This is a genomic window from Bradyrhizobium huanghuaihaiense (assembly GCF_025200885.1).
Classification (GTDB): Bacteria; Pseudomonadota; Alphaproteobacteria; order Rhizobiales; family Xanthobacteraceae; genus Bradyrhizobium; species Bradyrhizobium huanghuaihaiense.
In genome coordinates this window covers 5,548,229-5,574,619 of sequence record NZ_CP104172.1, presented here as the reverse complement: position 1 = coordinate 5,574,619, position 26,391 = coordinate 5,548,229, and the positions used below count along the sequence as shown (strand labels likewise).

Annotated in this window: 20 protein-coding genes and 1 pseudogene; 12 read left to right on the top strand and 9 right to left on the bottom strand. The window is 65.6% G+C overall.

From position 1 onward, the window contains the following. Both N2603_RS26805 and N2603_RS26800 read right to left on the bottom strand, forming a co-directional pair. A complete protein-coding gene (locus tag N2603_RS26805) occupies positions 1 to 3,201 on the bottom strand; it encodes an efflux RND transporter permease subunit (RefSeq protein WP_260384495.1) in 3,201 nt (1,066 codons plus the stop codon). A 164-nt stretch (positions 3,202 to 3,365) separates the two neighbouring features. Further along, positions 3,366 to 4,607, bottom strand: coding sequence for an efflux RND transporter periplasmic adaptor subunit (locus tag N2603_RS26800; protein ID WP_260384494.1), 1,242 nt, complete (start codon positions 4,605 to 4,607; stop codon positions 3,366 to 3,368). Between the two features lie 199 nt (positions 4,608 to 4,806). Here N2603_RS26800 and N2603_RS26795 point away from each other — a divergent pair, with 199 nt between their 5' ends. Beyond that, positions 4,807 to 5,412: a TetR/AcrR family transcriptional regulator gene (locus tag N2603_RS26795; RefSeq protein ID WP_260384493.1), complete on the top strand. Its 606-nt coding sequence runs from the start codon at positions 4,807 to 4,809 to the stop codon at positions 5,410 to 5,412. 1 nt (position 5,413) lies between these two features. Here the strand turns inward: N2603_RS26795 and N2603_RS26790 are convergent, their stop codons facing one another. From N2603_RS26790 to N2603_RS26775, 4 genes are all read right to left on the bottom strand, one after another. Further along, on the bottom strand, positions 5,414 to 6,895 hold the full coding sequence (locus N2603_RS26790) for an amidase (RefSeq protein WP_425248927.1): 1,482 nt from the start codon (positions 6,893 to 6,895) through the stop codon (positions 5,414 to 5,416). 265 nt (positions 6,896 to 7,160) lie between these two features. Then, positions 7,161 to 8,528 (bottom strand): MFS transporter, encoded by a 1,368-nt coding sequence (locus tag N2603_RS26785; RefSeq protein WP_260384491.1) that lies wholly within the window; start codon positions 8,526 to 8,528, stop codon positions 7,161 to 7,163. Positions 8,529 to 8,602: 74 nt separating this feature from the next. After that, complete coding sequence (locus N2603_RS26780; RefSeq protein ID WP_260384490.1) at positions 8,603 to 10,132, bottom strand: aldehyde dehydrogenase; 1,530 nt, start codon at positions 10,130 to 10,132, stop codon at positions 8,603 to 8,605. Further along, positions 10,129 to 10,779 (bottom strand): GntR family transcriptional regulator, encoded by a 651-nt coding sequence (locus N2603_RS26775; protein ID WP_026312412.1) that lies wholly within the window; start codon positions 10,777 to 10,779, stop codon positions 10,129 to 10,131. The genes N2603_RS26780 and N2603_RS26775 overlap by 4 nt, the downstream gene beginning before the upstream one ends. Before the next feature lie 145 nt (positions 10,780 to 10,924). Between N2603_RS26775 and N2603_RS26770 the strand changes: the two genes are divergently transcribed. The 5 genes and pseudogenes from N2603_RS26770 (at position 10,925) to rnz (ending at position 16,675) form a co-directional block, all read left to right on the top strand. Further along, the gene (locus N2603_RS26770; protein ID WP_260384489.1) at positions 10,925 to 11,698 is read left to right on the top strand and encodes an alpha/beta hydrolase; all 774 of its coding nucleotides are present in this window, start codon (positions 10,925 to 10,927) and stop codon (positions 11,696 to 11,698) included. 396 nt (positions 11,699 to 12,094) lie between these two features. Next, complete coding sequence (locus tag N2603_RS26765) at positions 12,095 to 13,312, top strand: multidrug effflux MFS transporter (protein ID WP_260384488.1); 1,218 nt, start codon at positions 12,095 to 12,097, stop codon at positions 13,310 to 13,312. Between the two features lie 15 nt (positions 13,313 to 13,327). Beyond that, positions 13,328 to 14,725 (top strand): guanine deaminase, encoded by a 1,398-nt coding sequence (gene guaD, locus N2603_RS26760; RefSeq protein WP_018645634.1) that lies wholly within the window; start codon positions 13,328 to 13,330, stop codon positions 14,723 to 14,725. A 15-nt stretch (positions 14,726 to 14,740) separates the two neighbouring features. Next, entirely contained in the window at positions 14,741 to 15,724 is a 984-nt protein-coding gene (locus N2603_RS26755) for an antibiotic biosynthesis monooxygenase (protein ID WP_260384487.1), read from the top strand. Between the two features lie 49 nt (positions 15,725 to 15,773). After that, positions 15,774 to 16,675, top strand: a pseudogene (gene rnz / locus N2603_RS26750) (ribonuclease Z). A 9-nt stretch (positions 16,676 to 16,684) separates the two neighbouring features. On the opposite strand, the gene N2603_RS26745 reads toward rnz, so the two are convergent. Continuing rightward, positions 16,685 to 17,530: an IclR family transcriptional regulator gene (locus tag N2603_RS26745; protein WP_260384486.1), complete on the bottom strand. Its 846-nt coding sequence runs from the start codon at positions 17,528 to 17,530 to the stop codon at positions 16,685 to 16,687. Positions 17,531 to 17,650: 120 nt separating this feature from the next. Here N2603_RS26745 and N2603_RS26740 point away from each other — a divergent pair, with 120 nt between their 5' ends. The 6 genes from N2603_RS26740 to N2603_RS26715 all read left to right on the top strand — a co-directional run bounded on the left by N2603_RS26740 (position 17,651) and on the right by N2603_RS26715 (position 24,355). Then, entirely contained in the window at positions 17,651 to 18,574 is a 924-nt protein-coding gene (locus N2603_RS26740; protein ID WP_260384485.1) for a dihydrodipicolinate synthase family protein, read from the top strand. Between the two features lie 27 nt (positions 18,575 to 18,601). Continuing rightward, a complete protein-coding gene (locus tag N2603_RS26735; protein WP_260384484.1) occupies positions 18,602 to 20,038 on the top strand; it encodes an FAD-binding oxidoreductase in 1,437 nt (478 codons plus the stop codon). Positions 20,039 to 20,040: 2 nt separating this feature from the next. Beyond that, positions 20,041 to 21,141 (top strand): four-carbon acid sugar kinase family protein, encoded by a 1,101-nt coding sequence (locus tag N2603_RS26730; RefSeq protein WP_260384483.1) that lies wholly within the window; start codon positions 20,041 to 20,043, stop codon positions 21,139 to 21,141. Further along, positions 21,138 to 22,175 (top strand): 4-hydroxythreonine-4-phosphate dehydrogenase PdxA, encoded by a 1,038-nt coding sequence (gene pdxA, locus N2603_RS26725; protein WP_260384482.1) that lies wholly within the window; start codon positions 21,138 to 21,140, stop codon positions 22,173 to 22,175. The genes N2603_RS26730 and pdxA overlap by 4 nt, the downstream gene beginning before the upstream one ends. A gap of 10 nt (positions 22,176 to 22,185) precedes the next feature. Continuing rightward, complete coding sequence (locus N2603_RS26720; protein ID WP_260384481.1) at positions 22,186 to 23,316, top strand: iron-containing alcohol dehydrogenase; 1,131 nt, start codon at positions 22,186 to 22,188, stop codon at positions 23,314 to 23,316. Positions 23,317 to 23,377: 61 nt separating this feature from the next. Next, on the top strand, positions 23,378 to 24,355 hold the full coding sequence (locus tag N2603_RS26715) for a Bug family tripartite tricarboxylate transporter substrate binding protein (RefSeq protein ID WP_260384480.1): 978 nt from the start codon (positions 23,378 to 23,380) through the stop codon (positions 24,353 to 24,355). 88 nt (positions 24,356 to 24,443) lie between these two features. On the opposite strand, the gene N2603_RS26710 is transcribed toward N2603_RS26715, so the two are convergent. Continuing rightward, positions 24,444 to 25,448, bottom strand: a complete 1,005-nt coding sequence (locus N2603_RS26710) for a G1 family glutamic endopeptidase (protein ID WP_260384479.1) — start codon at positions 25,446 to 25,448, stop codon at positions 24,444 to 24,446. Then, on the bottom strand, positions 25,435 to 26,295 hold the full coding sequence (locus tag N2603_RS26705) for a phosphatase PAP2 family protein (protein WP_260384478.1): 861 nt from the start codon (positions 26,293 to 26,295) through the stop codon (positions 25,435 to 25,437). Before N2603_RS26705 ends, N2603_RS26710 begins: the two co-directional genes overlap by 14 nt. Positions 26,296 to 26,391 lie beyond the last annotated feature (96 nt).

The following is a 26,391-nucleotide window of genomic DNA, read 5'->3' as shown; positions in this document are numbered from 1 at the left end:
CTAGTGCCCAGGATTGGCGACTGACCCCTGAACCGGCGCCGCGCTGATGTCGCTGCTGTGATGCACCAGCGGCTTGTTGCCGGTGATCGTCCGCAGCAGAACATAGAACACCGGCGTCAGGAACAGGCCGAACACGGTGACGCCGATCATGCCGGAGAACACGGCAACGCCCATCGCCCGCCGCATCTCCGAGCCGGCGCCGGTCGAGAGCACCAGCGGCAGCACACCCATGATGAACGCCATCGACGTCATCAGGATCGGACGCAGCCGTAAGCGGCTCGCCTCGATCGCGGCGCGGATCGGCGTGCGGCCTGCGAATTCGAGCTCGCGCGCGAATTCGACGATCAGGATCGCGTTCTTGGCGGAGAGGCCGACGAGCACGATCAGGCCGATCTGGGTGAAGACGTTGTTGTCGCCCTTGGAGAACCAGACGCCGAACATCGCAGCGAGCAAGCCCATCGGCACGATCATGATGATCGAGAGCGGCAGGGTCAGGCTCTCGTAGAGCGCGGCCAGCACCAGGAACACCAGCAGGATCGCCAGCGGGAACACCCAGATGCCCGAATTGCCGGCGATGAACTCCTGATAGGTCAGGTCGGTCCATTCGAAGGCAAAGCCGGGCGGCAACGTCTCCGCCGCGATCCGCGTCGCCGCCTCCTGCGCCTGACCCGATGAGAAGCCGGGCGCAGCCGCCGCGTTGATGTCGGAGGACAGGAAACCGTTGTAGCGGATCGCGCGCTCCGGCCCCGCGCTCTGGCGGATCTTGAGCAGCGCCGACAACGGCACCATGTCGCCGGAGGACGAACGCACCTTCAACTGCCTGATGTCGTCGGCGCGGGCGCGGAACGGCGCGTCGGCTTGGACCCGGACTGAATAGGTGCGGCCAAACTTGTTGAAGTCGTTGACGTAGTAGGATCCGAGGTAGATCTGCAATGTGTTGAACACTTCCGTCACCGGCACGCCCAACTGCAACGCCTTGGTGCGGTCGATGTCGGCGAACAGCTGGGGCACGTTGACCTGGAAGCTCGAGAACACGCCGGCGATCTCCGGCGCCTTCTGCATCGCCGCCATGAACGCCTTGGTCGCCTCGTTCAGCGCGTCATAGCCGAGACCGGCGCGATCCTCGATCTGCAGCTTGAAGCCGCCGATGGTGCCGAGGCCGTTGACCGGCGGCGGCGGGAACATGGCGATGAAGGCTTCCTGGATGCCGGCGTATTTCTTGTTCAGCTCGGCCGCGATCGCGGGCCCGCTGAGCGCGGGATCCTTGCGCTCGTCGAATGGTTTCAGCGTCGAGAACACGATGCCGGCATTGGAGGAGTTGGTGAAACCGGAGATCGACAGGCCGGGGAAGGCGACCGAGCTTTCGACGCCGGGCTGGGTCAGCGCGATGTCGCTCATCTTGCGGATCACCTCTTCGGTGCGATCGAGTGTGGCACCATCGGGCAGGCGCGCGAAGCCGACGAGGTACTGCTTGTCCTGGCCCGGCACGAAGCCGCTCGGCACCTGCTGGAACAGGAAGGCGGTGAGGCCGACCAGCACCACATATAGGCCCATCACCGCAGCCTTGCCCGAGATCACCTTGGTGACGGTGCCGCTGTAGCTCTCGGAGGAGTAGGTGAACGCCCGATTGAAGCGGCGGAAGAACCAGCCAAGGCTCTTCTCCATGATGATCGTGAGCTTGTCCTTCGGCTCGTTGTGGCCCTTGAGCAGCAGCGCCGACAGCGCCGGCGACAGCGTCAGCGAATTCACCGCCGAGATCACGGTCGAGATCGCGATCGTCAGCGCGAACTGCTTGTAGAATTGCCCGGTGAGGCCGGAGATGAAGGCGAGGGGAACGAACACGGCGATCAGCACCATCGCGATTGCGATGATCGGCCCCGACACCTCGCGCATGGCCTGATAGGTGGCATCGCGTGGTGACAGCCCGGCCTCGATGTTGCGCTCGACGTTCTCGACCACGACGATGGCGTCGTCGACGACGATGCCGATGGCGAGCACGAGGCCGAACAGGCTGAGCGCGTTGATGGAGAAGCCGAACACGTGCATCACCGCAAACGTGCCGACGATCGAGACCGGCACGGCCAGCAGCGGAATGATCGAGGCGCGCCAGGTCTGCAGGAACAGGATCACCACCAGCACCACCAGCGCGATCGCTTCCAGCAGCGTGTGGATCACGGCCTCGATCGAGGAGCGCACGAACTGGGTGGGGTCGTAGACGATCTGGTAGGACACGCCCTCCGGCATGTTCTTCTTGATCTCGTTCATGGTGGCGCGGACGTTGTCGGAGATTTGCAGCGCGTTGGAGCCGGGCGCCTGGAAGATCGGGATCGCCACCGCCTGCTTGTTGTCGAGCAGCGAGCGCAGACCGTATTCGGACGCGCCAAGCTCGATGCGCGCAACGTCGCGCAGGCGAACGACCTCGCCGCGGGTGCCGGTCTTGACCACGATGTCGCCGAACTGTTCTTCGTTGGCGAGACGGCCTTCCGCATTGACGGAGAGCTGCAGGTCGATACCCCTGACGTTCGGGGATGAGCCGACGACGCCGGCAGCGGCCTCGACGTTCTGCGCCTGGATCGCCTTGACGATGTCGCTGGCGGTCAGGCCGTGCTCGGCCGCCTTCTGCGGATCGACCCAGACCCGCATCGAATAGTCGCCGGCGCCATAGAGCTGGACGTCGCCGACGCCGTCGATCCGGGCGAGGCGATCCTTGACGTTGAGCACCGCGTAATTGCGCAAATACGTCATGTCGTAGCGGCCGTTGGGCGACAACAGATGCACGACCATGGTGAGGTCGGGCGAGGACTTCTTGGTGATGATGCCGAGCTGGCGCACCACGGCCGGCAGGCGCGGCTCGGCCTGCTGCACGCGGTTCTGCACCAGCTGCGTCGCCTTGTCGGGGTCGGTGCCGAGGCGGAACGTCACCGTCAGCGTCATCGCGCCGTCGGTGGTCGCCTGGCTCGACATGTAGAGCATGCCTTCGACGCCGTTGATCTGTTCCTCGATCGGCGTTGCCACGGTCTCCGCGATCACCTTGGGATTGGCGCCGGGATAGGTCGCGCGCACCAGCACCGAGGGGGGCACGACGTCGGGATATTCCGAGATCGGCATCGCGAACAGCGAGATCAGGCCGGCGAGGAAGATCAGGACCGACAGCACGCCGGCGAAAATCGGACGATCGATGAAGAACTTTGAGAGATTCATGGGCTTGCCCCTGGGCAATATCTTGCGTGTCTCCGGACAGCTCCACCGTCATTCCGGGGCGTGGGCGAAGTCCGCGAACCCGGAATCTGGAGATGAAGTGGTCGGAGTTTCCAAACTGCTGGATTCCGGGTCGCGCTAGGCGCGCCCCGGAATGACAGAGAACACTAGCGTTGCACCACGTCCTGGTTGCTGTGGTTCGAAGCCTGTTGCCCACGCGCACCCATCGCCGCGACCTCGGTCTTGAGGAGGGCGCCGGGGCGCACGCGTTGCAAGCCGTTGACCACGATACGGTCGCCGGGCTTCAGCCCCTCGGTGACAATGCGAAGTCCGTCGACCGCGCCGCCGAGCGTGATCGGCCGGTACACCGCGCGGCTGTCGTCGCCGACCGCCATCACGAACTTCTTGTCCTGGTCGGTGCCGATCGCGCGCTCGTCGATCATCACCAGCGCCTGCTGCTTCGGCTGCCCCATGCGCACGCGGGCGAACTGGCCGGGGATGAGACGCCCGTCCTCGTTGCGGAACACCGCGCGGACACGGATGGTGCCGCTCTGGCCGTTGACCTGGTTGTCGATGAGCTGGATGTGGCCTTTCGCCGAGAGGCCGCCCGACGTCGCCATCTCCACCGGGATCTGGTCGAGCCTGCCGCGTTGGCCCGAGCCGTCCGCGATCGAGTTCAGCGCGCGCAGCACGACCTCTTCGTCCGCATCGAAGGACGCGTAGATCGGATTGACCGAGACCAGCGAGGTCAGCACGGGGGAGGCGGTGCCGGCGGCGACGAGATTGCCGACGGTGACCTCGATCTTGCCGACGCGGCCGTCCACCGGCGCGCGCACTTCGGTGTAGTCGAGATTGAGCTTTGCGGTCTGCAGCGTCGCTTCGGCAGCCTTGACGTTGGCGATGGCTTCGCGATTGGCATTGTCGCGCTGATCATAGTCGCGCCGGGTGACGACGGCGTTGCCGACGAGCTGCGCACCGCGCTCGAGCTCGCTCTGGGTGAACACGACGCGCGCTTTCGCAGCTTCGAGCTGGGCCGCGGCCTTGTCGACCTCGGCCGCATACGGCGCCGGGTCGATCTTGAACAGCACATCGCCGGCCTTCACCAGCGCGCCTTCGGTGAAGTTCGTGGAAAGGATCGCACCGGCCACACGCGGGCGAAGCTCGACGCGTTGGATCGCCTCGAGCCGGCCGGAGAAATCATCCCACAGCACGGTCTGCTTGGGTTCGATCAGTGCGACCGTCACGGGGACGGCCTGTTCAGCCGCGGCCGCCGTTGCGGTCGCCTGTGCGGCATGGAAGTAGTGGCCGGTCGCGATCGAGCCGGCTACGGCAAGGGCGCCCACGATGGCGACGCCGCCGAGAAGGCGGCGGATACGGCCGGCGCGGGAGGTATTTTGGGACGGGGGCATTTGCGCGCTCCAGATATGTAGTGTTCGCTACAGATGTGGAGCTGGATATCGCAGCGCAAGATACTTATGTACCGTTCGCTAAGAAAATTGTAGCCGCTTACCGCAAGAATGGGAAGGCGAAAGAGAAAATAAAGCGAGAACAAGTAGATAGCATCGGGCGTTGATTGGGGCGAAGCGCCGATTCTGAGGAGACAGTGACATGGGCATGGGACGCCCCCGCGAATTCGACGCCGAATTGGCGTTGGACCAGGCGATGGAAGTGTTTTGGCGCCATGGCTATGAGGGCGCCACGATTGCCCAGCTCACCGAGGCCATGGGCATCAACCCGCCCAGTCTCTACGCCTGCTTCGGCAACAAGGAAGGCCTGCTGAAGGCCGCGCTCGACCGCTACACCAAGCTGCGCGGCGCCTGGATGGACGAGGTGGTGGCGGCGCCGACCGCCCGCGAGGTCGCCGAGCGGATGCTGATGGGCATCGCCGACAAGCAGACCGATCCCGCCAACCCGCCAGGCTGCCTGCTGGTGCAAGGCGGTATCGCCTGCGGCTCCGGCTCCGAGAATGTCCCCTTCGAGCTCGCCGCCCGCCGCGCTCAGAACGAAGACCAGCTCCGCGACCGCTTTGTCCGCGCCAAGGCGGAGGGCGATCTCAAGGAAAGCGCCGATCCCGCCGCGCTCGCGCGCTATGTCTCGGCGGTCTCCGTCGGCATGGGCGTGATGGCGTCCTCAGGCGCGGATCGCGAAGCGCTGCGGCAAGTGGCTGATGTCGCCGTGCAGGCGGTCGAGGCGCAGTCGGCCGACAGAACCTGATTCATCGCGGTAGCGCCGGGGGCGGGACGAAGCCGCCGAACTCGCGCTCGATCAGTCCGGCCAGCGCAATCGTCGTGCGGTCCTCCAGATAAGGCCCGATGATCTGGACGCCGATCGGCAGGCCCGTCGCTGTGCGCTCGATCGGTACGGCGGTCGCAGGCAATCCGCAGGTCGAGGCGGGATCGGCCCAGATGAAGCACGCATCGGAGTAGTTGTAGAGCTTGCCGTCGATGTCGAGCTGCCGCGCGTCGAACGGCTCGGACTGGTCGTGTGGAAAGGCCGGCACGGCGGCGGCGGGGTAGATCACCGCGTCGAAGTCGCGGAAGAATTGATACCATTTCTGCTGCAACTGCAGGCGGGCTGCGTCGTTCGCCAGCCACTCGCGATGGATCATGCCCCAGCCGCGGGCGCGCTCGGCCTGCAGACTGCGGTCGTCGGGCGCGAGTGCCGCGGCAAGTCCTTGTGCCTCTGCGAGAGCGGCCGGTGTCAGGCGCGGACTTCGCGCGGCGTTGAGCAGCTTCATGTAGAGCCGCGCGGATTCGGCGAGATCTGGAAGCGATGCGCTGGCGCGCGCGACATGTGCGCCCGATTTGCCAAGCCGGTCGGCCAACCGTCCGATGGCTGATCGCACGGCGTCACCCGTCGGCATCAACGGATGGGTATCGATCACCAGGATCCTGAAATCCTTGAGATGCTCATGCCGCGAGGCGGGCAACGCAAGGCGATAGCCGACGCCGTCGCGTGTCTCGTCGGGGCCGGCGATCACGTCGAGCGACAGAGCGAGGTCCGAGGCGGTGCGCGCCATCGGCCCGACCACTGCCAGATCGCCCTGGCCAGGCACGGGCGGTGCCGGTGGCAGGCTGTATCCGCGCAGCGGGACCAGGCCGAGGCTCGGCTTGTGTCCGAACACGCCGCAGAAATGCGAGGGCACCCGGATCGAGCCGCCAATATCCGAGCCGATCGAGAGCGGACCGAACCCTGCGGCCAGCGCCGCTCCGCATCCGCCCGAAGAGCCGCCGGGTGAGCGGCCGAGATCCCACGGATTGTTCGTCGTTCCATGGATCTCGTTGTAGCTCTGGAAGTCCCTGAGGCCGATTGGGATGTTGGTCTTGCCGATGATGACGGCGCCCGCCGCCTTCAGCCGCGAGACGACGAGGGCATCTTCCGCCGGCTTAAAATCCCTGAAATGCGGAAAGCCCCATGTTGTCGGCAAGCCCGCGACGTTGAACGGTTCCTTGAGGGTCAAGGGGATGCCGAGCAACGGCAGCCGCTCGCCGCGGCCAAGCGTGGCATCGGCAGCGCGCGCGGCCTCCCTGGCGCGATCGAAATCACGAACGATGATCGCGTTGATCGGCCCGTCCAGAGCCTCGATGCGGGCGACGGTGTGCGCGAGTAGTTCCGAGGCAGATATCTTGCGCGTGTGCAGGGCGCCGAGGAGTGCACCGATCGAGCCGTAGTTCAGGTCAGTGGCGTCTGCAGTCATCACGCGCTCCATTGTATCCCGGCCGAGACCTTGTAGCCCGGATGGAGCGCAGCGCAATCCGGGGCATGTCCCGACAGGGATGCAGGACCCGGATGACGCTATCGCATCCGGGCTACGGGGCTGTGGCGCATCCTTCGAGACGCCCGCCTTCGGCGGGCCCTCAGGATGAGGTCAAGTTGCGCGGCAAAATATCTGACCCTCATGGTGAGGAGCCCGCCGTAGGCGGGCGTCTCGAACCATGCAGGCCGCGCTCGCCCGGCAGCTTTCAGGACGCTTCCTTCAGAACCGGCGAAGCCGTTTCCTCCGCCTTCAGCTCCTCGAGACTGCGATGCCGCGGCTCGATGCCGAGCGCCCAGACCGTGATGATCTGCACGACCAGCAGTCCAATCATGAGCGCCATCACGCCGGCGACGCCACGCGACTCGAACAATGACACGACGAGGAACGGCGTGACGATGGTGGCGCCGCGCCCCAGCGTATTGACGATGCCCGAAGCGCGCAGGCGGACCTCGGTCGGAAACAGTTCCGGGATGTAGATGCCGAACAGCAGCGCGACCAGCACGTAGATCGGCACGGTCAACGCGAAGCCAACGGCCGGCAGCAGGATCGGGTCGGAGATCATGGGGTAGAGAATGCCGAGCACGACCGCGATCAGCGACGCCCCGATGATGGTCGGCTTGCGGCCCCAGCGGTCCGCGGTCAATGCGCCGATGGCCGAACCGATCGGCGCACCGAGCGCCATCAGCAGCGAATAGCCAAACGACGTCGCGATCGAGAGGCCCTGCTTGACGAAGAACACCGGCAGCCATGTCACGAAGCCATAGAGCAGGGTGTTGATCGTGATCAGGCAGACCGCGCCGACGATCATTCGCGACAGCAAAGGTGCGGTGAACAGCGTGCCGAGATCGGGAGCGACCGGTGCCGGCATCGTGGCTGCGGGAGGTGGCAGGGGCTGGCCCTGCGCGGCCTCCTTCTCGACGGCCTGCATCAAGGCTTCCGCCTCGGCGGTGCGTCCCACCGCTTCGAGCCAGCGCGGGGATTCCGGCAGCGACTTGCGCATGTACCAGACGACGAGCGCGCCGACGCCGCCGAGCACGAACATCGAGCGCCAGCCGAATTGCGGCACCAGCACGGATGCGATCAGCAGGGCCGCGGGCAGGCCGGTCACGACGCACACGGCCGTGAAGCCGAGCCATTTACCGCGCGTGCGCGCGGGCACGAACTCGGTCATCGTCGAATAGCCGACGACGTTTTCCGCACCTAAGCCGACGCCCATCACGAAGCGGCAGGCGATCAGGAAGGCCATATCAGGCGAGAAGGCGGCGGCAAGGGAGGCGATGCCGAAAAGCAGCAAATTGAATTGATACGTGAAGCGGCGTCCGTAGCGGTCGCCGAGGAAGCCGGTGCCGAACGATCCCAGCATCATGCCGACAAAGGTCGCGGAGATGAAGGCCGCGTTCTGGGCGAGGGTCGAAAAGCCGGTCTTCAGCGTCACGCTGAGCACGGTCCCGGCGATATAGATGTCGAAACCGTCGAAGAACATGCCGATGCCGATCAGCAGCATGATGCGGCGGTGGAATGGCCCGATCGGAAGCCGATCAAGACGGCCGCCTGCGTTCACCGATGTCGACATAGACACTCTCCCTTGACTGTTATCCCCGTTGATGCGGCCCGCCTTCTCTGGGCGACCTGCCGCTTGCAGCTCTGCTAGTTCAGTCGCTTCTGATTGGCCGTGTCGCGGTACCAGTCGAACGGCTGCTCGTGCGTCGCGACCATCACGCTCTTGGTGTTGAAATGGTCGTTGAAGCTCTCGGTGCCGCATTCGCGGCCGATGCCGGAATCGTCGACGCCGCCCCAGGGCGATGCCGGGTCGAGCCGGTGGTGATCGTTGATCCAGACGATGCCGGCCTTGACGGAAGCGGCGACACGGTGGGCGCGCGCGACGTCGCGGGTGCGGATCGCGGCTGCGAGGCCGAACGGCGAGTCGTTGGCAAGCCGGAGCGCATCGGCCTCGTCCTTGAACGGCGTCACCGAGGTGAAGGGACCGAACACCTCCTCCTGGAAGATGCGCATGTCGGATCTGACGTCGGCGAACACCGTCGGCTCGACGAAATAGCCGTTGTCATGGCCCGCCACCTTCGCGGCAACACCGCCGGTGACGAGACGCGCGCCGTCGGCGTGACCGTAGCCCGCGTAGGTGAGAACGCGGTCGCGCTGCTTGGCCGAGATCACGGGACCCATTTGGGTGCCGGGATCGAAGGGATCGCCGACGCGGATCGTGCGGGTTTTGGCCTGCAGCTTCTCGACGAACTCGTCATAGATCGAGGCCTGGACGATATGGCGCGAGGCGCAGACGCAGGTCTGGCCGGCGCCGATGAAAGCCCCGAACGCGGCGTAATTGACCGCGCGGTCGACGTCGAAATCGTCGAACACCATCACCGGCGTCTTGCCGCCGAGCTCCATGGTCTGGTGCGCGAACACTCTTGCGGCTGCGCTGCCGGCGATGCGGCCGGCCTCCGTGCCGCCGGTCAAGACCAGCTTGTCGATGTCGCCGTGCTCGGCCAGCATCTTGCCCGCGCTCTGGCCGAGGCCGAGGACGATATTGAAGACGCCGGGCGGAAGGCCTGCTTCGGTGAAGATCTGCGCGAGCTTCAAGGTCGTCAGCGGCGTGTATTCGGACGGCTTGACCACGGTGACGCAGCCGGTCGCCAGCACCACGGCGAGCGATTTGCACAGGATCATCAGCGGGTGATTGAATGGCGTGCAATTGGCGACGACGCCGATCGGGGTGCGCAGCGTGTAGTTCAGATACGCGCCTTCGACGGGGATGACGGAATCGCGGCGCGACAGCGCGACGCCGGCAAAGTAGCGGAAGAAATCGGGCAGGCGGGAGAGCTGGGCGCGGGTCTCGTTGACCGGACGGCCGTTGTTGAGGGTCTCCAGCCGGTACAGGCTGTCGAGATTGGCCTCGAATGCATCGGCGAGCCTGTTGACCAGGCGGGCGCGGGCGCGCGTGTCCATGCTGCCCCAGGCCTTGCCTTCGAACGCGGCGCGCGCGCTTTTCATGGCACGGTCGATGTCTTCGGCGGTGGAGTTGGGAATGCGGGCGATCACGTCGCCGGTGGCGGGATTGCGGACATCGAGCGTTGCGCCGCTACCGGCCTCGACTTCACGACCATCGACAAAATTGCCGTGAATTTCGACGTCGATCGACGCGGGTTTTGACGGGACGTTCATGACGACCTCTCTTCCACGATGACGGCGTTGCGCTTGAGCGCCGGCAGGACGCGTTTTTCAGTGGCCCCGATATGGGCCTTGATGATGCGCGCGGCGGTCCGCGTCTCGCGCTGCTGCATGGCGTCGATCAGGGCGACGTGCTCGGCAACGAGCTTCGCCGGATCGTGGCCCTTCAGATTGGAGATGCTGACGCGGACCAGCCGGTCGGCCTGGCCGATCAGGTCGCACAAGGCGGTGGCCATGCGGCGATTGCCGGAGGCATGGGCGAGCGCAGTGTGGAAGCCGCGATTGTAGGCGATGAAGTCTTCGTGGTTGCCGGAGAAGCGGCGGAATTCGTCGAGCGACTTCAAGACGCTGTCGGGCGCGCTCTCGATGGCTTCGGCGACGCAGGCCGGCTCCAGCGCAAGACGGAAGCGGAGGAGGTCGCGGGCGTCCGAGAGCGAGATCGGCGTGACCCGATAGCCCTGGCGCGGCTGCACCGTGACGAGGTGCTCGCGCTGCAACCGCAGGAGCGCATCCCGGACCGGTTGCCGGCTCACGTCATAGCGTTCGGCGAGGTCCTGCTCGCGCATTTCACCGCCAGGCGCAAGACGACAAGCTAAAATATCAGACCTGAGGCGGTCGTAGATATCTTCGCGCAAAAGCATCATATTCCTTATCTCCTTGGCCGTTAATATCTCAGTCGTGATATTTTACGTCAAGAGCTAAAAGCTTGAATTCCCTGACAGTTGATTTATCAGTCAGGGCCTTCGGGGCACGCGAACGACCGATGAAGCGAGGGAAAGACCGCACATGGACAGGCTTCTTGCCAACGGGACCGTCAACGCCGCGCAATCGGGCGAGGGGCCGCCGCTGTTCCTGTTCCACTCGCTGTTGTCGGACCGGGCGAGCTTTGATGCGATCGCGCCGGCGCTCGAGAGGTCGTTTCGCGTCATCGTGCCGGAGCTGCCGGGGTTCGGCCGCTCACGCGCGGTCGAAGGCGGCCTTGCTGCGGTCGCGGACCGGATGGCAGAGGCTGTGAAAGATGCCGCGGGCGGCGCGCCGGCGATCGTGCTCGGCAATGGCTATGGTGGCTTCGTCGCCTTGCAGATGGCGATCCGGCATCCGGCGATTGCCAGCAAGCTCGTTCTCGCCGACAGCGGTGCGGCGTTCTCCGAGTCCGGCCGCGAGGCGTTTCGCAACATGGCGAAGGTCTCGCGGGAAAAGGGGCTCGAGGCCATCACCGACGTCGCGATGCGGCGCCTGTTCGCGCCCGAGTTTCAGGAGCAGCAGCCCGAGCTGATGCGGGACCGTCGTGAAGCGTTTCTGCGGACGGACCCCGACGTGTTTCGCGCCGCGTGCGACGCGTTGGCGAGCCTGGATCTCCGCACTCAGCTTGCCGCGGTGAAGGTTCCGGTGCTCGTTCTGGTCGGTGAGCACGACGAGGCGACGCCTCCGCCGATGTCCTACGAGCTGGCTGCGGGATTGCCACGTGCCGAACTCAAGATCATTCCGGGTTGCGCGCACGTGCCGCAGCTTCAGTCGCCGCAGCAGTTCCTCGAAGCGCTCGAGGGCTTCCTGCTTTGATCCTCGCCTTGCGCCATGGGTGAGGCGCTTGGCGTTCGCAGCAGCGATGGCTTCCGAACGGTTAATGGCAGGGACAATGGCGCGTTCACGATCGGCGATCATGCGGCCCAGCGCCTGTTTTGCCCGACGTGTCAAACATCCGCGTCGACAGCGCCGGAGCCGCGCGGGACGAAATTCTTCAATGATTTGTACTGTGCATGGGGTTGTTTTCGCATTTTTGGTCAAGCGCCTCCGGGGCCGCATCAGCCGTCGGAACCCGTATCGATACGGCCACCCCTAAGAGTTTTTACACACAGTTCTGGCACGCTTCGCGCGTCTATAGCCGCAACCTGCATCGTCGCCTCTCATCGCGCGCACGAAAAGACAGGACCCGCGGGGATCGAGGGGGCGTAAGCCATGACTGCACTTGCTTCGGACGCCGGTCGCGCCAGGGGTGGGATCGTGCCGATCCTGTTGTGCGTCGTGCCCTTCAGCCAGATTCCGCTCGACGCCTACACGCCCGGCCTGCCGCAGATGGTGGTGGACCTCGCGACCGATTCCGCCTCGATGCAGAACACCGTCACCGCCTACATGCTCGGCATGAGCCTGGCGCTGGTGCCGGTCGGCATCGCCTCCGATACGCTCGGCCGCCGCAACGTCCTGCTCGCGGGACTGTCGGTGCTGATCGCGATGAGCATCGCCTGCGCGCTCGCCACCAGCGCCTCGCTGCTGCTGGGCTTGCGCTTCCTGCAGGGCATCGGCGGCTGCACCTGTCTCGTCGTCGCCTATGCGGTCGCCGCTGACTGCTTCCGCGGCCGCGAGCTCACGGCGATCTCTGGTCTGTTGGGCGCCGCCTGGGGGCTGGCACCTGTGCTGGCGCCGGCGGCCGGCGGCTTCATCGTCGAGCTGACCTCCTGGCGTGGCGTCTTCATCGTCATTGCGATCGCCGCGGCCATCGTCGCTGCGATCGTCGTATTCCTTCTGCCCGAAACGTTGCCGGCCGAGCGGCGCGCACCGTTCGATCCGCGCCGTACCGCCGGCATCCTGCGCGATGCGCTCGTGCGTCCGGGCTTCCTGGCTTTCGTGCTGGTGTTTGCCGCGGCGGCCAGTGCACAGCTCGCGTTCGGCGTCGTCGCGCCGTTCTTCTACCAGACCGGCCTCGGTTATTCCGCCGCCATCTACGGCCTCGTCGCGCTCGGCCTCGGCGGCGTCAATCTCGCCGGCGAGCTCGGCTGCGCGCATTTCGCGCGCTTCATGCCGGCCCGCGTGATGGGCTTCGGTGCCTTCGCGCTGTTTCTCGCCGGCTCGGTGGTCCTGACCGTAACAGGCATGACCCTCGGACTCGATTTCATGTCGATCACGATCGGCGGCGCGCTGGTGCTCGGCGGCTGCGGCGTGCTGTGCCCGATGATGTACGGCATGGCGCTCGGCCTGTTCGAGCGCGACCACGGGCTGATCGGCGGCCTCATCAGCGCGCTCTGCTATCTCGCCGTCAGCGGCGCCATGGCGATCGCGGCGGTGCTGCCCGAGGCGACGCAGGCGCCGATCGGATGGCTCTATCTCGGCCTCTGCGCCGTCGCCGGCACGCTGCTTGCGATCTCGCTGCCCTCGGCGCGTCAGGCCACACAGACTTAAGGAAGGAACCAGACCATGGCCACTGTTGGTATTCGCGGCACGTTCTTCGACTTCGTCGACGACCCCTGGAAGCACGTCGGCAACGAGCAGGCCGCAGCCCGCTTTCATCAGGACGGCCTCATGGTCGTCACGGACGGCGTCATCAAGGCGTTCGGCCCTTATGACAAGATCGCCGCCGCGCATCCCGGCGTTGAGGTCACCCATATCAAGGACCGCATCATCGTCCCCGGCTTCATCGACGGCCACATTCATCTGCCGCAGACCCGGGTGCTGGGCGCCTATGGCGAGCAGCTGCTGCCGTGGCTGCAGAAGTGGGTCTATCCGGAAGAGCTCAAATACCGGGATCGCAACTACGCGCGCGAGGGCGTCAAGCGTTTCCTCGACGCGTTGCTCGCCGGCGGCACCACCACCTGCCAGGCCTTCACGAGCTCCTCGCCGGTTTCGACCGAAGAGCTGTTCGAGGAAGCGAGCCGGCGCAACATGCGCGTCATCGCGGGCCTCACCGGCATCGATCGCAACGCGCCGGCCGATTTCATCGATACCCCCGAGAATTTCTACCGCGACAGCAAGCGGCTGATCGCGCAGTATCACAACAAGGGCCGCAACCTCTACGCCATCACGCCGCGCTTCGCCTTCGGCGCCTCGCCGGAGCTGCTCAAGGCGTGCCAGCGCCTCAAGCACGAGCATCCGGATTGCTGGGTCAACACCCACATCTCCGAGAACCCGGCCGAATGCAGCGGCGTGCTGGTCGAGCATCCGGATTGCCAGGACTATCTCGGCGTCTACGAGAAGTTCGACCTGGTGGGGCCGAAATTCTCCGGCGGCCACGGCGTCTATCTCTCCAATAACGAGTTCCGCCGCATGTCGAAGAAGGGCGCGGCGGTGGTGTTCTGCCCGTGCTCGAACCTGTTCCTCGGCAGCGGCCTGTTCCGCCTCGGCCGCGCCACCGATCCCGAGCATCGCGTGAAGATGTCGTTCGGCACCGACGTCGGCGGCGGCAACCGCTTCTCGATGATCTCCGTGCTCGACGATGCCTACAAGGTCGGCATGTGCAACAACACGCTGCTTGACGGCAGCATCGATCCCGCGCGCAAGGACCTTGCGGAAGCCGAGCGCAACAAGCTCTCGCCATATCGCGGCTTCTGGTCGATCACGCTCGGCGGCGCCGAAGGCCTCTACATCGACGACAAGCTCGGCAACTTCGAGCCGGGCAAGGAAGCCGATTTCGTCGCACTCGATCCGAACGGTGGCCAGCTCGCGCAACCCTGGCATCAGTCGCTGATCGCCGACGGCGCCGGTCCGCGCACGATGGACGAGGCTGCGAGCATGCTGTTCGCCGTCATGATGGTCGGCGACGACCGCTGCGTCGACGAGACCTGGGTGATGGGCAAGCGTCTCTACAAGAAGAGCTGAAGCGGACGGCCGCCTATGAGCGCATCTCCTGACACGGCCGGCCAGCCGGTCGCCCTCGTCATCCAGCGCCGCATCGCCGATGACGGCTTTGCCGCGTTCGCGCGGTGGAACGGCGAGGTCGGCGAGGTGCTCAAGACCTGGCCCGGCTTTCTCAGCCAGGAGGTGGTGCCGCCGCAGCCGCCCGCGCATGTGGATTGGGTGACGATCGTGCGCTTTGCGAGCCCGGCCGCCGCGCGCGCCTGGCTCCAGAGCGAGGTGCGGGCGAAGCTGATCGCGGATGTGCAACGCTTCTTCGTCGGCTCGGAGGATGTCCATATTCTGCCGGACACCGGCGTTCAGCGCGACAGCGCGGTTTCTGCCGTCATCTCCTTCAAGGTGCCCGCCGGATTAGAGGACGCCTTCTTCACGTGGCAGCAACGCATCCAGGCCGCCGAAGCCGAGTTCAAAGGATTTTTGCGCCACAAGATCGAGCGGCCCATTCCGGGCCTGCACGATGAGTGGATCGTCATCCTGTCGTTTGACAGCGATGCCAACCTCAATGCCTGGCTCGACTCGCCGCTGCGGCAGACGCTGCTCAAGGAGGGCGCGCGCTTCAACGCCGGCATGAATGTGAAGCGGGCGAGCTACGGCTTCAATTTCTGGTTCCCCGCCGGCAAGACGCAGGCACCTGAGCAAGGCGCAGGCTTCATCTGGAAGAGCAACCTCATCGTTCTCCTGGTGCTCTATCCCGTGGTGTATCTCTGGGGCTATTTCATCAGCCACCCGCTGATCGACAGCCACGGCGTGCCGGTCTGGCTGTCGCTGTTCGTCGGCAATCTCGTCAGCACCCAGCTGCTCGGCTGGTGGCTGGTGCCGGCCGCCTTCAAGGCGCTCGACTGGTGGGTGGCGCCGAAGGCGGCGATCAGTCGGCAGATCGCGGGCTACGTGCTGCTTGCCGCGCTCTACGCCGCGTCGATGGGCCTGTACGCGCTGCTGCTCGCGTGGCATTGGGGACGGTGAGGCCGTCCAGCGTATTGTCGTGGAGACGGGCGGTCTCTGGACAAGGACCATGTTCGCCCTGACATTTCTTGGCACCTCGGCAAGCGTTCCCTCGGCGGAGCGCAACCATCCGGCTCTTCTGGTGGAGGCGGCGGGCCAGCGCATCCTGGTTGACTGCGGCGAGGGCACGCAGCGCCAGCTGCTGCGCAGTGGCGCCGGCTTCCGGCGGCTCGACCGTATCCTGCTGACGCACGCGCATCTCGATCACGGCTCGGCATCCCCGGTCTGTTCTCGACACTGGGCTTGCGGCAAACCTCCGACGCGATGACCATTCACGGCGGGGAAGGCACGCTCGATCTCGTCATCCGCATGCTTGCGGGCCTGTGGGGCGCGGGCAGGGCGCCGATCCCTGTTGAGTTCGCAGCCCTGAGCGAAGGCCAGGTCATCGACGCCGGCGACTTCACCATCGACTGCTTTCCGGTCCGCCACCGCGACACCGACAGTTTTGGTTTCGTCTTCCAGAGCCCCGCGCGTCGGCATCTTCAGTCCGATCGTCTCGCGGCGCTCGGTGTCCCCGACGGTCCCTTGCGCGGCGAGCTGGCAGCCGGCCGGCCAATCGTCATCGATGGCCGAGCGATTGACCCGGAGGATGTCCTGGGGCCGCCGAGCGGCGGCAGAAAGCTCGTCGTGATCGGCGATACCGAGACGACGGATGGACTGTCCAAACATGTTGCCGACGCCGACATGCTGGTGATCGAGGCGACGTTCCTCGAGCGCGACGCGCCGACCGCGCGGAATTACGGTCATCTCACTGCAGCAGAGGCGGCTTCCTTTGCGGCCGCGAACAACGTTGGCCAGCTGGTGCTGACTCACATGTCGGGACGCTATGAGGACGAAGAGATCCTGGCGGAGGCGATAAGGATATTCCCAAACAGCCGGATCGCCGCCGACTTCGACCATATGGTCATCTAGTCGCCGCGCTCAGCTCGACAATCCCGACTTGATCGCGAGATCCTGCGCCTGGTTCGTCACCTGCACCAGCCGCGGCAGCGCCTGGTCGCGAAAAGACGGCATGTCCATCCGCATCGCATCGACGGTGACGCTCAATCCGGCGATCACCAGACCCTGCGCGTCGAAGATCGGCGTTGCCAGCGTGCGCAGGCCGTAGGCGTTCTCGCCGTCGGAGACGGCATGGCCTTTCTTCTTCACCTGATCGAGCCGGGCGAGCAGGGCATCGAGGTCGGTGAGCGTTCGCTCGGACAGCTTGACACGGGGGCGCAACTCGAGCCGCGCGATCTGCTCGTCGCGCGCCAGATGCGCCAGCATGACATGGCCGAGCGCGGCGCTGTAGGCGGGGATGCGCGTGCCCGGCCGGCGGTCCATCTTGTGGCGGTCGAGGCCGGCACCGACGCGCGCAAGATAGATCACGTCTCCGCCGTCGAGGATGCCGAGCGAGGCAGCGTCGCCTACCGCAGGCACGAGTTCGCGCAGTAGCGGCTCGACGATGGTCCGCAAGGATCCGTGCGACAGCACGGTGTAGCCGAGATCGAGGCAGGCGACGCCGAGGCGGAACCGGCGGCTCTGCGGAACCGCCTGGAGGTATTCAAGCTCGATCAGGGTCTGGATCAGGCGGAACGCGGTGCCGCGATCGAGATCGGCCCGTGCGGCAATCTCACTCAGGGTGAGCTCGAAGGCCTCGCTGGTGAAACTCTTGAGCACGGCAAACGCCTTGCCGACCGAAGCGACGTAATTCTTTGGATTTTTCGGTGTCGCTTCAGGTTTGCGCTTTGTGGCCTTGCTCGCAGTCTTGCTATCAATCTTGGCCATGCCCGAATGCCCCGCCATGACGGCTGCCCTTGACGCGGCGTCAGCCTGATCTTACCAACGGGGCAGATCATAACAAATGTTCGCATTCCGAACAATATCGATTTGACGATCGGAGGAAGTTTGTCGACATCATCGCTGCACCCTCATGGCGTGTTCTCCGCCGCGTTGACGCCCCTCGACGCCGAGCTCGCCCCCGATCATGCGCACTTCGTCGCACATTGCCGTTACCTACTGGGCGAAGGCTGCGACGGCATCGCGCTGCTGGGAACCACCGGCGAGGCGAACTCCTTCTCCGCGGCCGAGCGCATGGCATTGCTCGAGGCAGCGATCGCCGCGGGCATCGCGCCGCAGCGGCTTCTGCCGGGCACCGGCGTCGCCGCGCTCACCGAGACCATTGCGCTGACGCGTCACGCGCTCTCGGTCGGTGTCGACACCGTGGTGATGCTGCCGCCGTTCTACTACAAAGGCGTCAGCGACGACGGCATCTACGCGTCCTACAGCGAAGTCGTGCAGCGCATTGGCGATGCCAGGCTCAAGGTCGTGCTCTATCACATCCCGCAGATGTCGGCGCAGCCGATCTCGCACGCGCTGATCGAGCGGCTGCGCAAGACCTATCCGGCCATCTTCACCGGTATCAAGGATTCCTCGGGCGACTTCGCCAACATGACCGCGATGGTCGAGCGCTTCCCGGGCTTCTCGGTTCTCGTCGGGGCCGATCCACTGCTGCTGCCGCTACTGCGCGAGGGCGGGGCGGGCTGCATCACCGCGACCTCGAACCTCATCGCGCGCGACCTTGCCTATGTCTACAAGCATTTTCGCGACAGCGACGATGATGCGGCGCTCAAGGCGGCGCAGGCGCGTATCGTGAAGGCGCGCGAGCTGGTCTCGCGCTTCCCGCAAATGGCCTCGCTGAAGGCGATCGTCGCCGAGCGCACCGGCCATGCCGGATGGCAGCGCCTGCGGCCGCCGCTGGAGTCGCTGCCGCCGGCTCAAGCGAAAGAGCTGCTTGCGGATGCTGCGGCATTCGCTGCCGCCACCGTCTAGAGTCAGCCCGGGCGACGAGGCGAACCGATGTCCGATGCTTTCCAGGATGCGCTGGCCGGGCTCGCCGCTATCGTCGGCGACAAGCACGTCATCGCGTCCGGGCCCGACCAGGAGCCTTATGTGGTCGACTGGCGCGGGCGCTATCACGGCCGCGCGGTGGCGGTGGTGAAGCCCGGATCGACGGCCGAGGTCGCCGCAGTCGTCAAATTCTGCGGCGCAAGGCGGCTCGCGATCGTGCCGCAGGGCGGCAACACCGGCATGTGCGGGGCGGCGACGCCCGACGATCACGCCGGCAATGTCGTGATCCGGCTCGACCGCATGCGCACCGTGCGCGACGTCAGCCCGCTCGCCAACACCATCACGGTGGAGGCCGGCTGCATCCTCGCGGAGGTGCAGAACGCGGCGCGGGACGTCGATCGCTACTTTCCCTTGAGCCTCGGCGCCGAGGGCTCGTGCCAGATCGGCGGCAACATCTCGACCAATGCCGGCGGCACCGCCGTGCTGCGCTACGGTCCAACGCGCGATCTCGTGCTCGGGCTGGAGGTCGTGCTGCCCGATGGCCGAGTGTTCAATGGCCTGCGCGCGCTGCGCAAGGACAATACGGGATACGCGCTGAAGCAGCTCTTCATCGGCGCGGAGGGTACGCTCGGCATCGTCACCGCGGCGGTGCTGAAGCTGTTCGCGCCGCCGCGCAGCTCGGCCCTGGCGCTGTTGAAGCTGCAGGGCGTCGAGCAGGCGCTCGAGATCATGCAGCGCCTGCGCGGCGCAGTCGGCGACCGGCTCGGCAGCCTCGAGATCATGTCGCGCTCGCAGATCGAGGCAATCGCCGCGACGGTGCCGCATGTCACCATTCCCTACGAGCTGACGACGCCATGGTATCTGATCGTCGAGCTGACCGACACGCTTGCAGGCGTTGACCTCAACGAGCCGCTGGCCGCCGTCCTCGCGGATGCGATGGAAGCGGGGCTTGCCGAGGACGCCATATTGGCCTCCAACCTCGCGCAGGCAAAGGCCATCTGGGCTGTCAGGCACAGCGTGTCCGAAGGCAACAAGCGCAGCGGTTACGTGGTCTCGCATGACAGCGTGGTGCCGCTGGAGCGCCAGGCGGCTTTCGTCAATAATGTCGAAGCCCGGATCAAGGCGGCCGTCCCGCATGCGAATGTCGTGATGCACGGCCATATCGGCGACGGTAACATCCACGTCGTGGCCCTGATTGACTGGGTCCATTGTCAGGACCCGGAAGCGACGGCGAGGCTGGTGGCTGAGATCAACGAGATCGTCGATGACGAGACCGCGGCGCAGGGCGGGGCGATCAGTGCCGAGCACGGCATCGGCATCACCAATCGCGGCCGGCTCGTGCGTGTCGCCGATCCGCTCGATATCGAGCTGATGCGAGATATCAAGCGCTTGCTCGATCCGCGTGGCCTGATGAATCCCGGCAAAATCTTCAGCGCGGGAGCCTGACAATGACGACCGTCCGCCTGCTTGCCGACGATCTTACCGGTGCACTCGACACCGCGGCGGAGTTCGTCGGCCTGTGCGGACCGTTCGATGTCACCTGGCCGGAAGCACCCAAGGCGTCCGGCTCCCGCAGCCTCGCGATCGACAGCGGCACCCGCGAGCGCTCGAAGGGCGAGAGCGTCGAGATCGTCGGACGGCTGGCGCCGCAGCTTCACGGCGCGACGATCGCCTACAAGAAGGTCGACAGCCTGCTTCGGGGGGCGTGGGCGGCCGAGCTTAGCGCCTGCCTGCGCAGCGGCCACTGGGCCTCCTGCGTGGTCGCGCCCGCCTTCGATTATCAGGGGCGCCGCACCGCAGGCGGCCAGCAATTCGCACGCACTGTGCAAGGCGAGTGGCACCGGGTCGGCGACAATCTGCTGGATCAGTTGAGGCAAGACGGCATCGAGGCGCGGCAGGGCAGCTCCGATGCGCTGTCGCAGGGCGGCGTTCAGGTGTTCGATGCCGAGAGCGACATCGACCTCGACCGCGTCGTCGAGATGGGACGGCGCATGCCGGGGCCCGTGCTGTGGTGCGGCAGCGGCGGATTGGCCGGCGCGCTCGCGCGCAGTCACCGTGCCGATGCGCCGAGCCAATTGAGGTTGCCCGTGCTGGGGCTGTTCGGCTCCGACCAGCCCGCCTCCCAGCTGGCTGCGTGCGGCGAAGCGACGATCGCACTCGCGGAAGGCGAAGGTGCATCGCGCGTTCAGCGCAAGCTAGCCGATGATCGCGTGGCGATGGTCAAATTCTCACTCGCCGAAGGCTTGACGCGCTCTGAAGCAGCGCAGCGGATTGCGCGCGAAATGGCGGCATTGATCGCGGCGCTCGATCCGCCCGGCACCATGGTCGTCGCCGGCGGTGAAACCTTGAAGGCCGCCTGTGTTACCCTCGGTGCGCATGCGCTCCAGGTGACAGGACGCATCGTTCCGGGATTGCCGCGCTCGATCCTGCAAGGCGGGCGCTGGGCCGGCGTCGATGTCATCTCGAAATCCGGCGCGTTCGGTCCCAGCGAGCTGTGGCGTGACCTGCTTCGGGACAATCATCTGCTCAGAATGGAGAGCCCGATATGACCTCTCGTCATCTTGCCATCACCATGGGCGATCCGGCCGGGATCGGGCCGGAGATCATCGTCAAGGCCTGCGTCGGGCTGAAGGATAGGATCGCAAAGGGCGATCTGCGCCTGCTCGTCATTGGTAGCGGCGCGGCGCTCGATGGCGCCAAGGCCGCGCTCGGCGCCGACATTGCGATCCCGGAGGTCACGGCCGACGATCACGAATGGCCAAATCTCTGCTACCTGCAGGCCGACGCCGAGGGCGACCCGATCAGGCCCGGCATGCTCAGCGCCGACGGCGGCCGCTTCGCCTACAAGGCGATCGAGCAGGGCGTGCGCCTTACGCAGGCCGGCCGCACCGCGGCGATCGTCACCGCGCCGCTCAACAAGGAAGCGCTCAACAAGGCCGGCTATCATTTCCCCGGCCATACCGAGATGCTGGCGCATCTCACCGGCGTGCGCGGCTCGGTGATGTTGCTCGCCCACGGCAACATGCGCGTCAGCCATGTCTCGACCCACGTGGCGCTGGAGGACGTGCCGAAGCGCCTGACGCCGGAGCGGCTGCGCATGGTGATCGATCTCACCAACGACGCGTTGCATCGCCTCGGCATTGCCAAGCCCAAGATCGCGATCGCCGCGCTCAATCCGCATGCCGGCGAGGGCGGCCTGTTCGGCCGGCAGGATATCGACGTGTCGGCACCGACGATCGCGAAAGCGGTGGCCGACGGCCTCGACGTCGTCGGCCCGGTGCCGGGCGACACCATCTTCGTCAAGCTGCGTGCCGGCCAGTTCGATGCCGCGGTCGCGATGTATCACGACCAGGGGCACATCCCCGTCAAGCTGCTCGGCTTCCAGGTCGATCCCGCGACCGGCCGCTGGCAGGAGCTTTCCGGCGTCAACATTACGCTGGGCCTGCCGATCATCCGCACCTCCGTCGATCACGGCACCGCCTTCGACATCGCCGGCAAGGGCATCGCCAACGAGCACAGCCTGATCGAGGCCATCGACTATGCCGAGCGGCTCGCCGCCGGCGCCTCCGCATCGAAGTCATGAGATCGAGCCTATGACCAACGCCTTCACGCCCATCGAAATCCAACGTCCCACCATCCTGGAGTTCGGCAACGGCACGATCACCGCCGCCGCGCGCTACGCGGAGCGGATCGGCGCCAAGCGGCCGCTGGTGATCTCCGATCCGTTCAATGCGCGCCGCGTCGACACGCTGGCGCTGCCGGGCGCCGTAAAAGTGTTCGGCGACGTCAAGCCCGAGCCGGATCTGCCCAATCTCGAGAAGGCGGTGGCGATGGCGAAGGAGGCCAAGCCCGATCTTGTCGTCGGTTTCGGCGGCGGCAGCGCGATGGATCTCGCCAAGCTGGTCGCGGTGATGTGCACGTCTGACGTACCCTTTGCCGACATCGTCGGGCCGGAGAAGGTTGCCGGCCGCAGCGTGGCGCTGATGCAGATTCCGACCACCTCGGGCACCGGCAGTGAAGCCGGCACCCGCGCGCTGGTCACTGATCCCGTCAGTCAGAACAAGCAGGCGGTGCAGAGCCGCTTCATGCTCGCCGACATCGCCATCGTCGATCCGGACCTGACGATGACGGTGCCGCGGGAGGTCACCGCGGCGACCGGTGTCGATGCGCTGGCGCATTGCGTCGAGGCCTACACCAGCCGCAAGGCGCATCCGACGATCGATCTCTACGCGCTCGAAGGCGCACGGCTGGTCGGACGCTATCTCAAGCGCGCGGTTACCGATGGCGGCGACCGCGAGGCGCGCGCCGGCCTGTCCCTGGCCTCGCTCTACGGCGGCTATTGCCTCGGGCCGGTGAATACCACCGCGGGCCACGCGGTGGCCTATCCGCTCGGCACGCGCCATCATGTTGCGCATGGCCTCGCCTGTGCGGTGATCTTCCCGCACACGCTCGCCTTCAACATGCCCGCGGTGGAAGAGAAGACCGTCGCCGTGCTGGGCGCGCTGGGGCTGCCCGGGCAACGCGATTCGAAGCTCGCGTTCGAGGCGACCTACGCGTTCTGCAAGGATCTCGGCATCGAGATGCGGCTGTCCGCGCTCGGCGTGCCCAAAAACGACCTCGGCGTGATGGCCGATGAGGCGCACGCCATTCGCCGCCTGCTCGACAACAATCCGCGCGATCTCGGCCGGGATGCGATCCTGAATATGTACGAGGTCGCTTTCTGACGCGCCTGCCGCGCGCAACAGCCAATCAACCAACAACACAGTGAGAGTAGAGGAAACTTCGATGAGATCGATGTGGCTTGGTCTTTTGTCGGCACTGCTGCTGGCGACGTCGCCGGTGCAGGCGCAGGCGCAGGATGGCTATCCGTCCAAGCAGGTGACGGTGATCGTTCCCTTCGCCGCCGGCGGGACGGCCGACATCTTCGCGCGCATGGTCTCGAACCATTTGCAGGTCAAGCTCGGCAAGCCTTTCGTCGTCGAGAACGTCGGCGGCGCCGGCTCGATCCTCGGCGTGACGCGGCTGGCGAAGTCGGCGCCTGATGGCATCACGCTTGGCCTGGCCAGCACATCCGCGCTCGCGATCAATCCCTCGCTCTACGGCCCGAAGCTGAGCTATCAGCCGGACAAGGATCTGATCCCGGTCGCCCAGATCAGCGTCGTGCCCAACGTGCTCGTGGTGAATCCCAACAAGATCAACGCGCGCACCGTGCCGGAGCTGATCGCCTATCTCAAGGCAAACCCGGACAAGGTCTCGTTCGGCTCGGCCGGTGTCGGCACCTCGCAGCATCTGGCGGGCGAGCTGTTCCAGCAGATGACCGGCACCAAGATGGTGCACGTGCCCTACAAGGGCTCGAGCCAGATGCTGACGGACCTGCTCAGCGGCCAGATCGATCTCGCCTTCGACAATGTGCCGCTGCTGCTGCCGCAGGTGAAGACCGGCCAGCTCGCGATGCTGGCGACGGCAACGCCGAAGCGCGCCGACTTCGATCCGCAAGTGCCGGCGGTGGCCGAATTCCTGCCGGGCTTCGAGGCCGTGGCCTGGCATGGTTTCTTCGTCCCTGCGGGTACGCCGAAGCCGATCGTCGAAAAGCTCTCCGCCGAGATCCGCGCCTTCATGCAGCAGCCGGAGACGGTGCAGAAGATGGCCGAGCTCGGTGCCACCGCGGTTGCGGTGGATTCGGAGCCGTTCGCAGCCTACATCGCCGCGGAAACGGCACGTTGGAAGAAGGTGATCGACGCGGCGAATATCAAGCTGGAGTAGGCGCGCAGCGTTGCTGGTCTTGCGATACCCGAGACGGGACGGATCACGCCGCTACTGCGCGGTCCGTCCCCAAACGTGCGTTGCCCGTTTACACCGCGGGATCCTGGAACGTGCAACTGACGCCGATCGGGCCGTTTGGAGTCTCCTGCCGCAGCTCCGGACGTGACACGATGACGGTGCGCTCAGGATCGGCAAAAGTCTCCCGCATCTCGATCATGAGCGCGTTGTCCTCGAGCGTCATCATGCGGCCCGATCCGATCGCTCCGTCCGCAGCCCGGGCCACGCAGTACCTGAAGTTTACGGGATCATAGTCTGGAAGCGGGAACAGATCGCGGCTCTTCGGGTCTGTCGGCCGCTCCATGACCCATTGCACGGATGATCCGAGCGGCTCGATTTCGCCAGGCGGTGGTGGGGCCAGAAACGAGCGGAACTCGCCGGTGCTCTGGTTCTTGATGAAATAGAGAATGTCACCGCTGACCTGGACCGCCAGGCCGGCGAGGACTTTATGGCCTGTCTCGATTGCCAAATTGTCGATCAACGTGATCGCTTGTGGCTCCGGCGCTGTTGCCGACTTGCCGGTCGCCTCATCCGGCTGCGAGTTGTGCCACCAATCCCACCACGCAAAGTGCTTGGGTTTGCGATCGGGCCAGTGGCCGGTGCCGATCTGAGGCAGGGAAACATTCGGCAGCACGCCGTTGCGGCCGTCGAGCCCCACCCACAGCAGCGATTTTGGATCGTCCGCGTGCGTCCCCAGGGCCGATACGGATGGCCGTCGCACGTCCGGCACATTCCATCCGGCTGCCGCAAAGACGATCTGCTGGGGCCAGGGTGTGGAAATGAGCGCCCCCGACCAATTCAACATCGATTGAAGCGCTCCCCCGGTGGACGGGGGATCGATGTCGGCGAAGGTCGGCTGCTTTGCCGAAAACGGGGCCGAGACGAGCTCCGTCCAGAACTGGAACAGCTCCGGCTCCATGACGACATCCGGCTTTTGCGGAATGCCGTAGCGATCGAGCTCGGCGGGGGACGCATTGAGAAGGTCGAAGCCGGCGGGCACGACCTCGTAGAGGCCGCACCGATCAGTCTCGGACATTTTTCTCTCCCGCGGAGATGTCGGCGTCCTTCCCATCGTCGAACACGCCGGTGTTCTCCCACTCGGCCTTGGCGTTGTCGACGAGCTTCGTGAACTTCGGCAGATACTCCCGGTCCAGGAGAATCTTGTCGATGATCGCGGCTGCGAGCTTCACCCCGGCCTTCGTATCGGACGGATAGTGAAGACCGGCGATTTCCCGGTTCCGCGAAATCCGGTCGGCAAGGGCGCCCAGCGTCTTGTCTATCGTTGTCCGCCCCGCGAAGCCCGGGATGGGATCGGAGAAGCCGAGAGCTTGCGGCATGACTTTGCTCAGAAGCGTTGCGAAGACGTGGGCCTGAGTGGCGTGACCGCTCGGGAAGGACGCATGCCCGCCGTGCTGGATCGGCGACATGAAGCCGGGGACCACCTGCGTGGGGCGCGGGCGATTGAAATGCGCCTTGTAGTGCATCGCGATCAGCGCGGTGAGCGCATCGGCGACGATCAGCATGCGCGAGGTCGCGGGGTGTGTCGTCGCCGTCGCGGACACCATATGCAGGAACTTGCTTATGAACTCGTCGGCCTCGGTAACGATTTCATCCATGGCGGGCGCGCGTTCATTGACGGCCATGTTTCTCAATATGGCAATGTCGTCGTCGAGAGTCGCTGCCCAAGGGGTTGGACCCTTGCCTAGCAGGGCAAATCCGCCGAGCCGCTTGAGCCAATCTGCCTGGCTGGCAAGATCGGACATCACGACCCACGAATACCACCGCGTCGACCACAGCCTCATGCCGAAGCCGGTGGCATCGAACCTTGCGCCCTTGACGTCGCGCTCGCTGACGAACGGACGATCGACGCGGTCGGCGAACATGGCGCCGCCCGATCCGCTGGTGCCGCCGTATCCTCCATAACCCCCGTAGCCGCCATAACCGCCGTAACCGCCATATCCTCCGTATCCGCCCGCCAT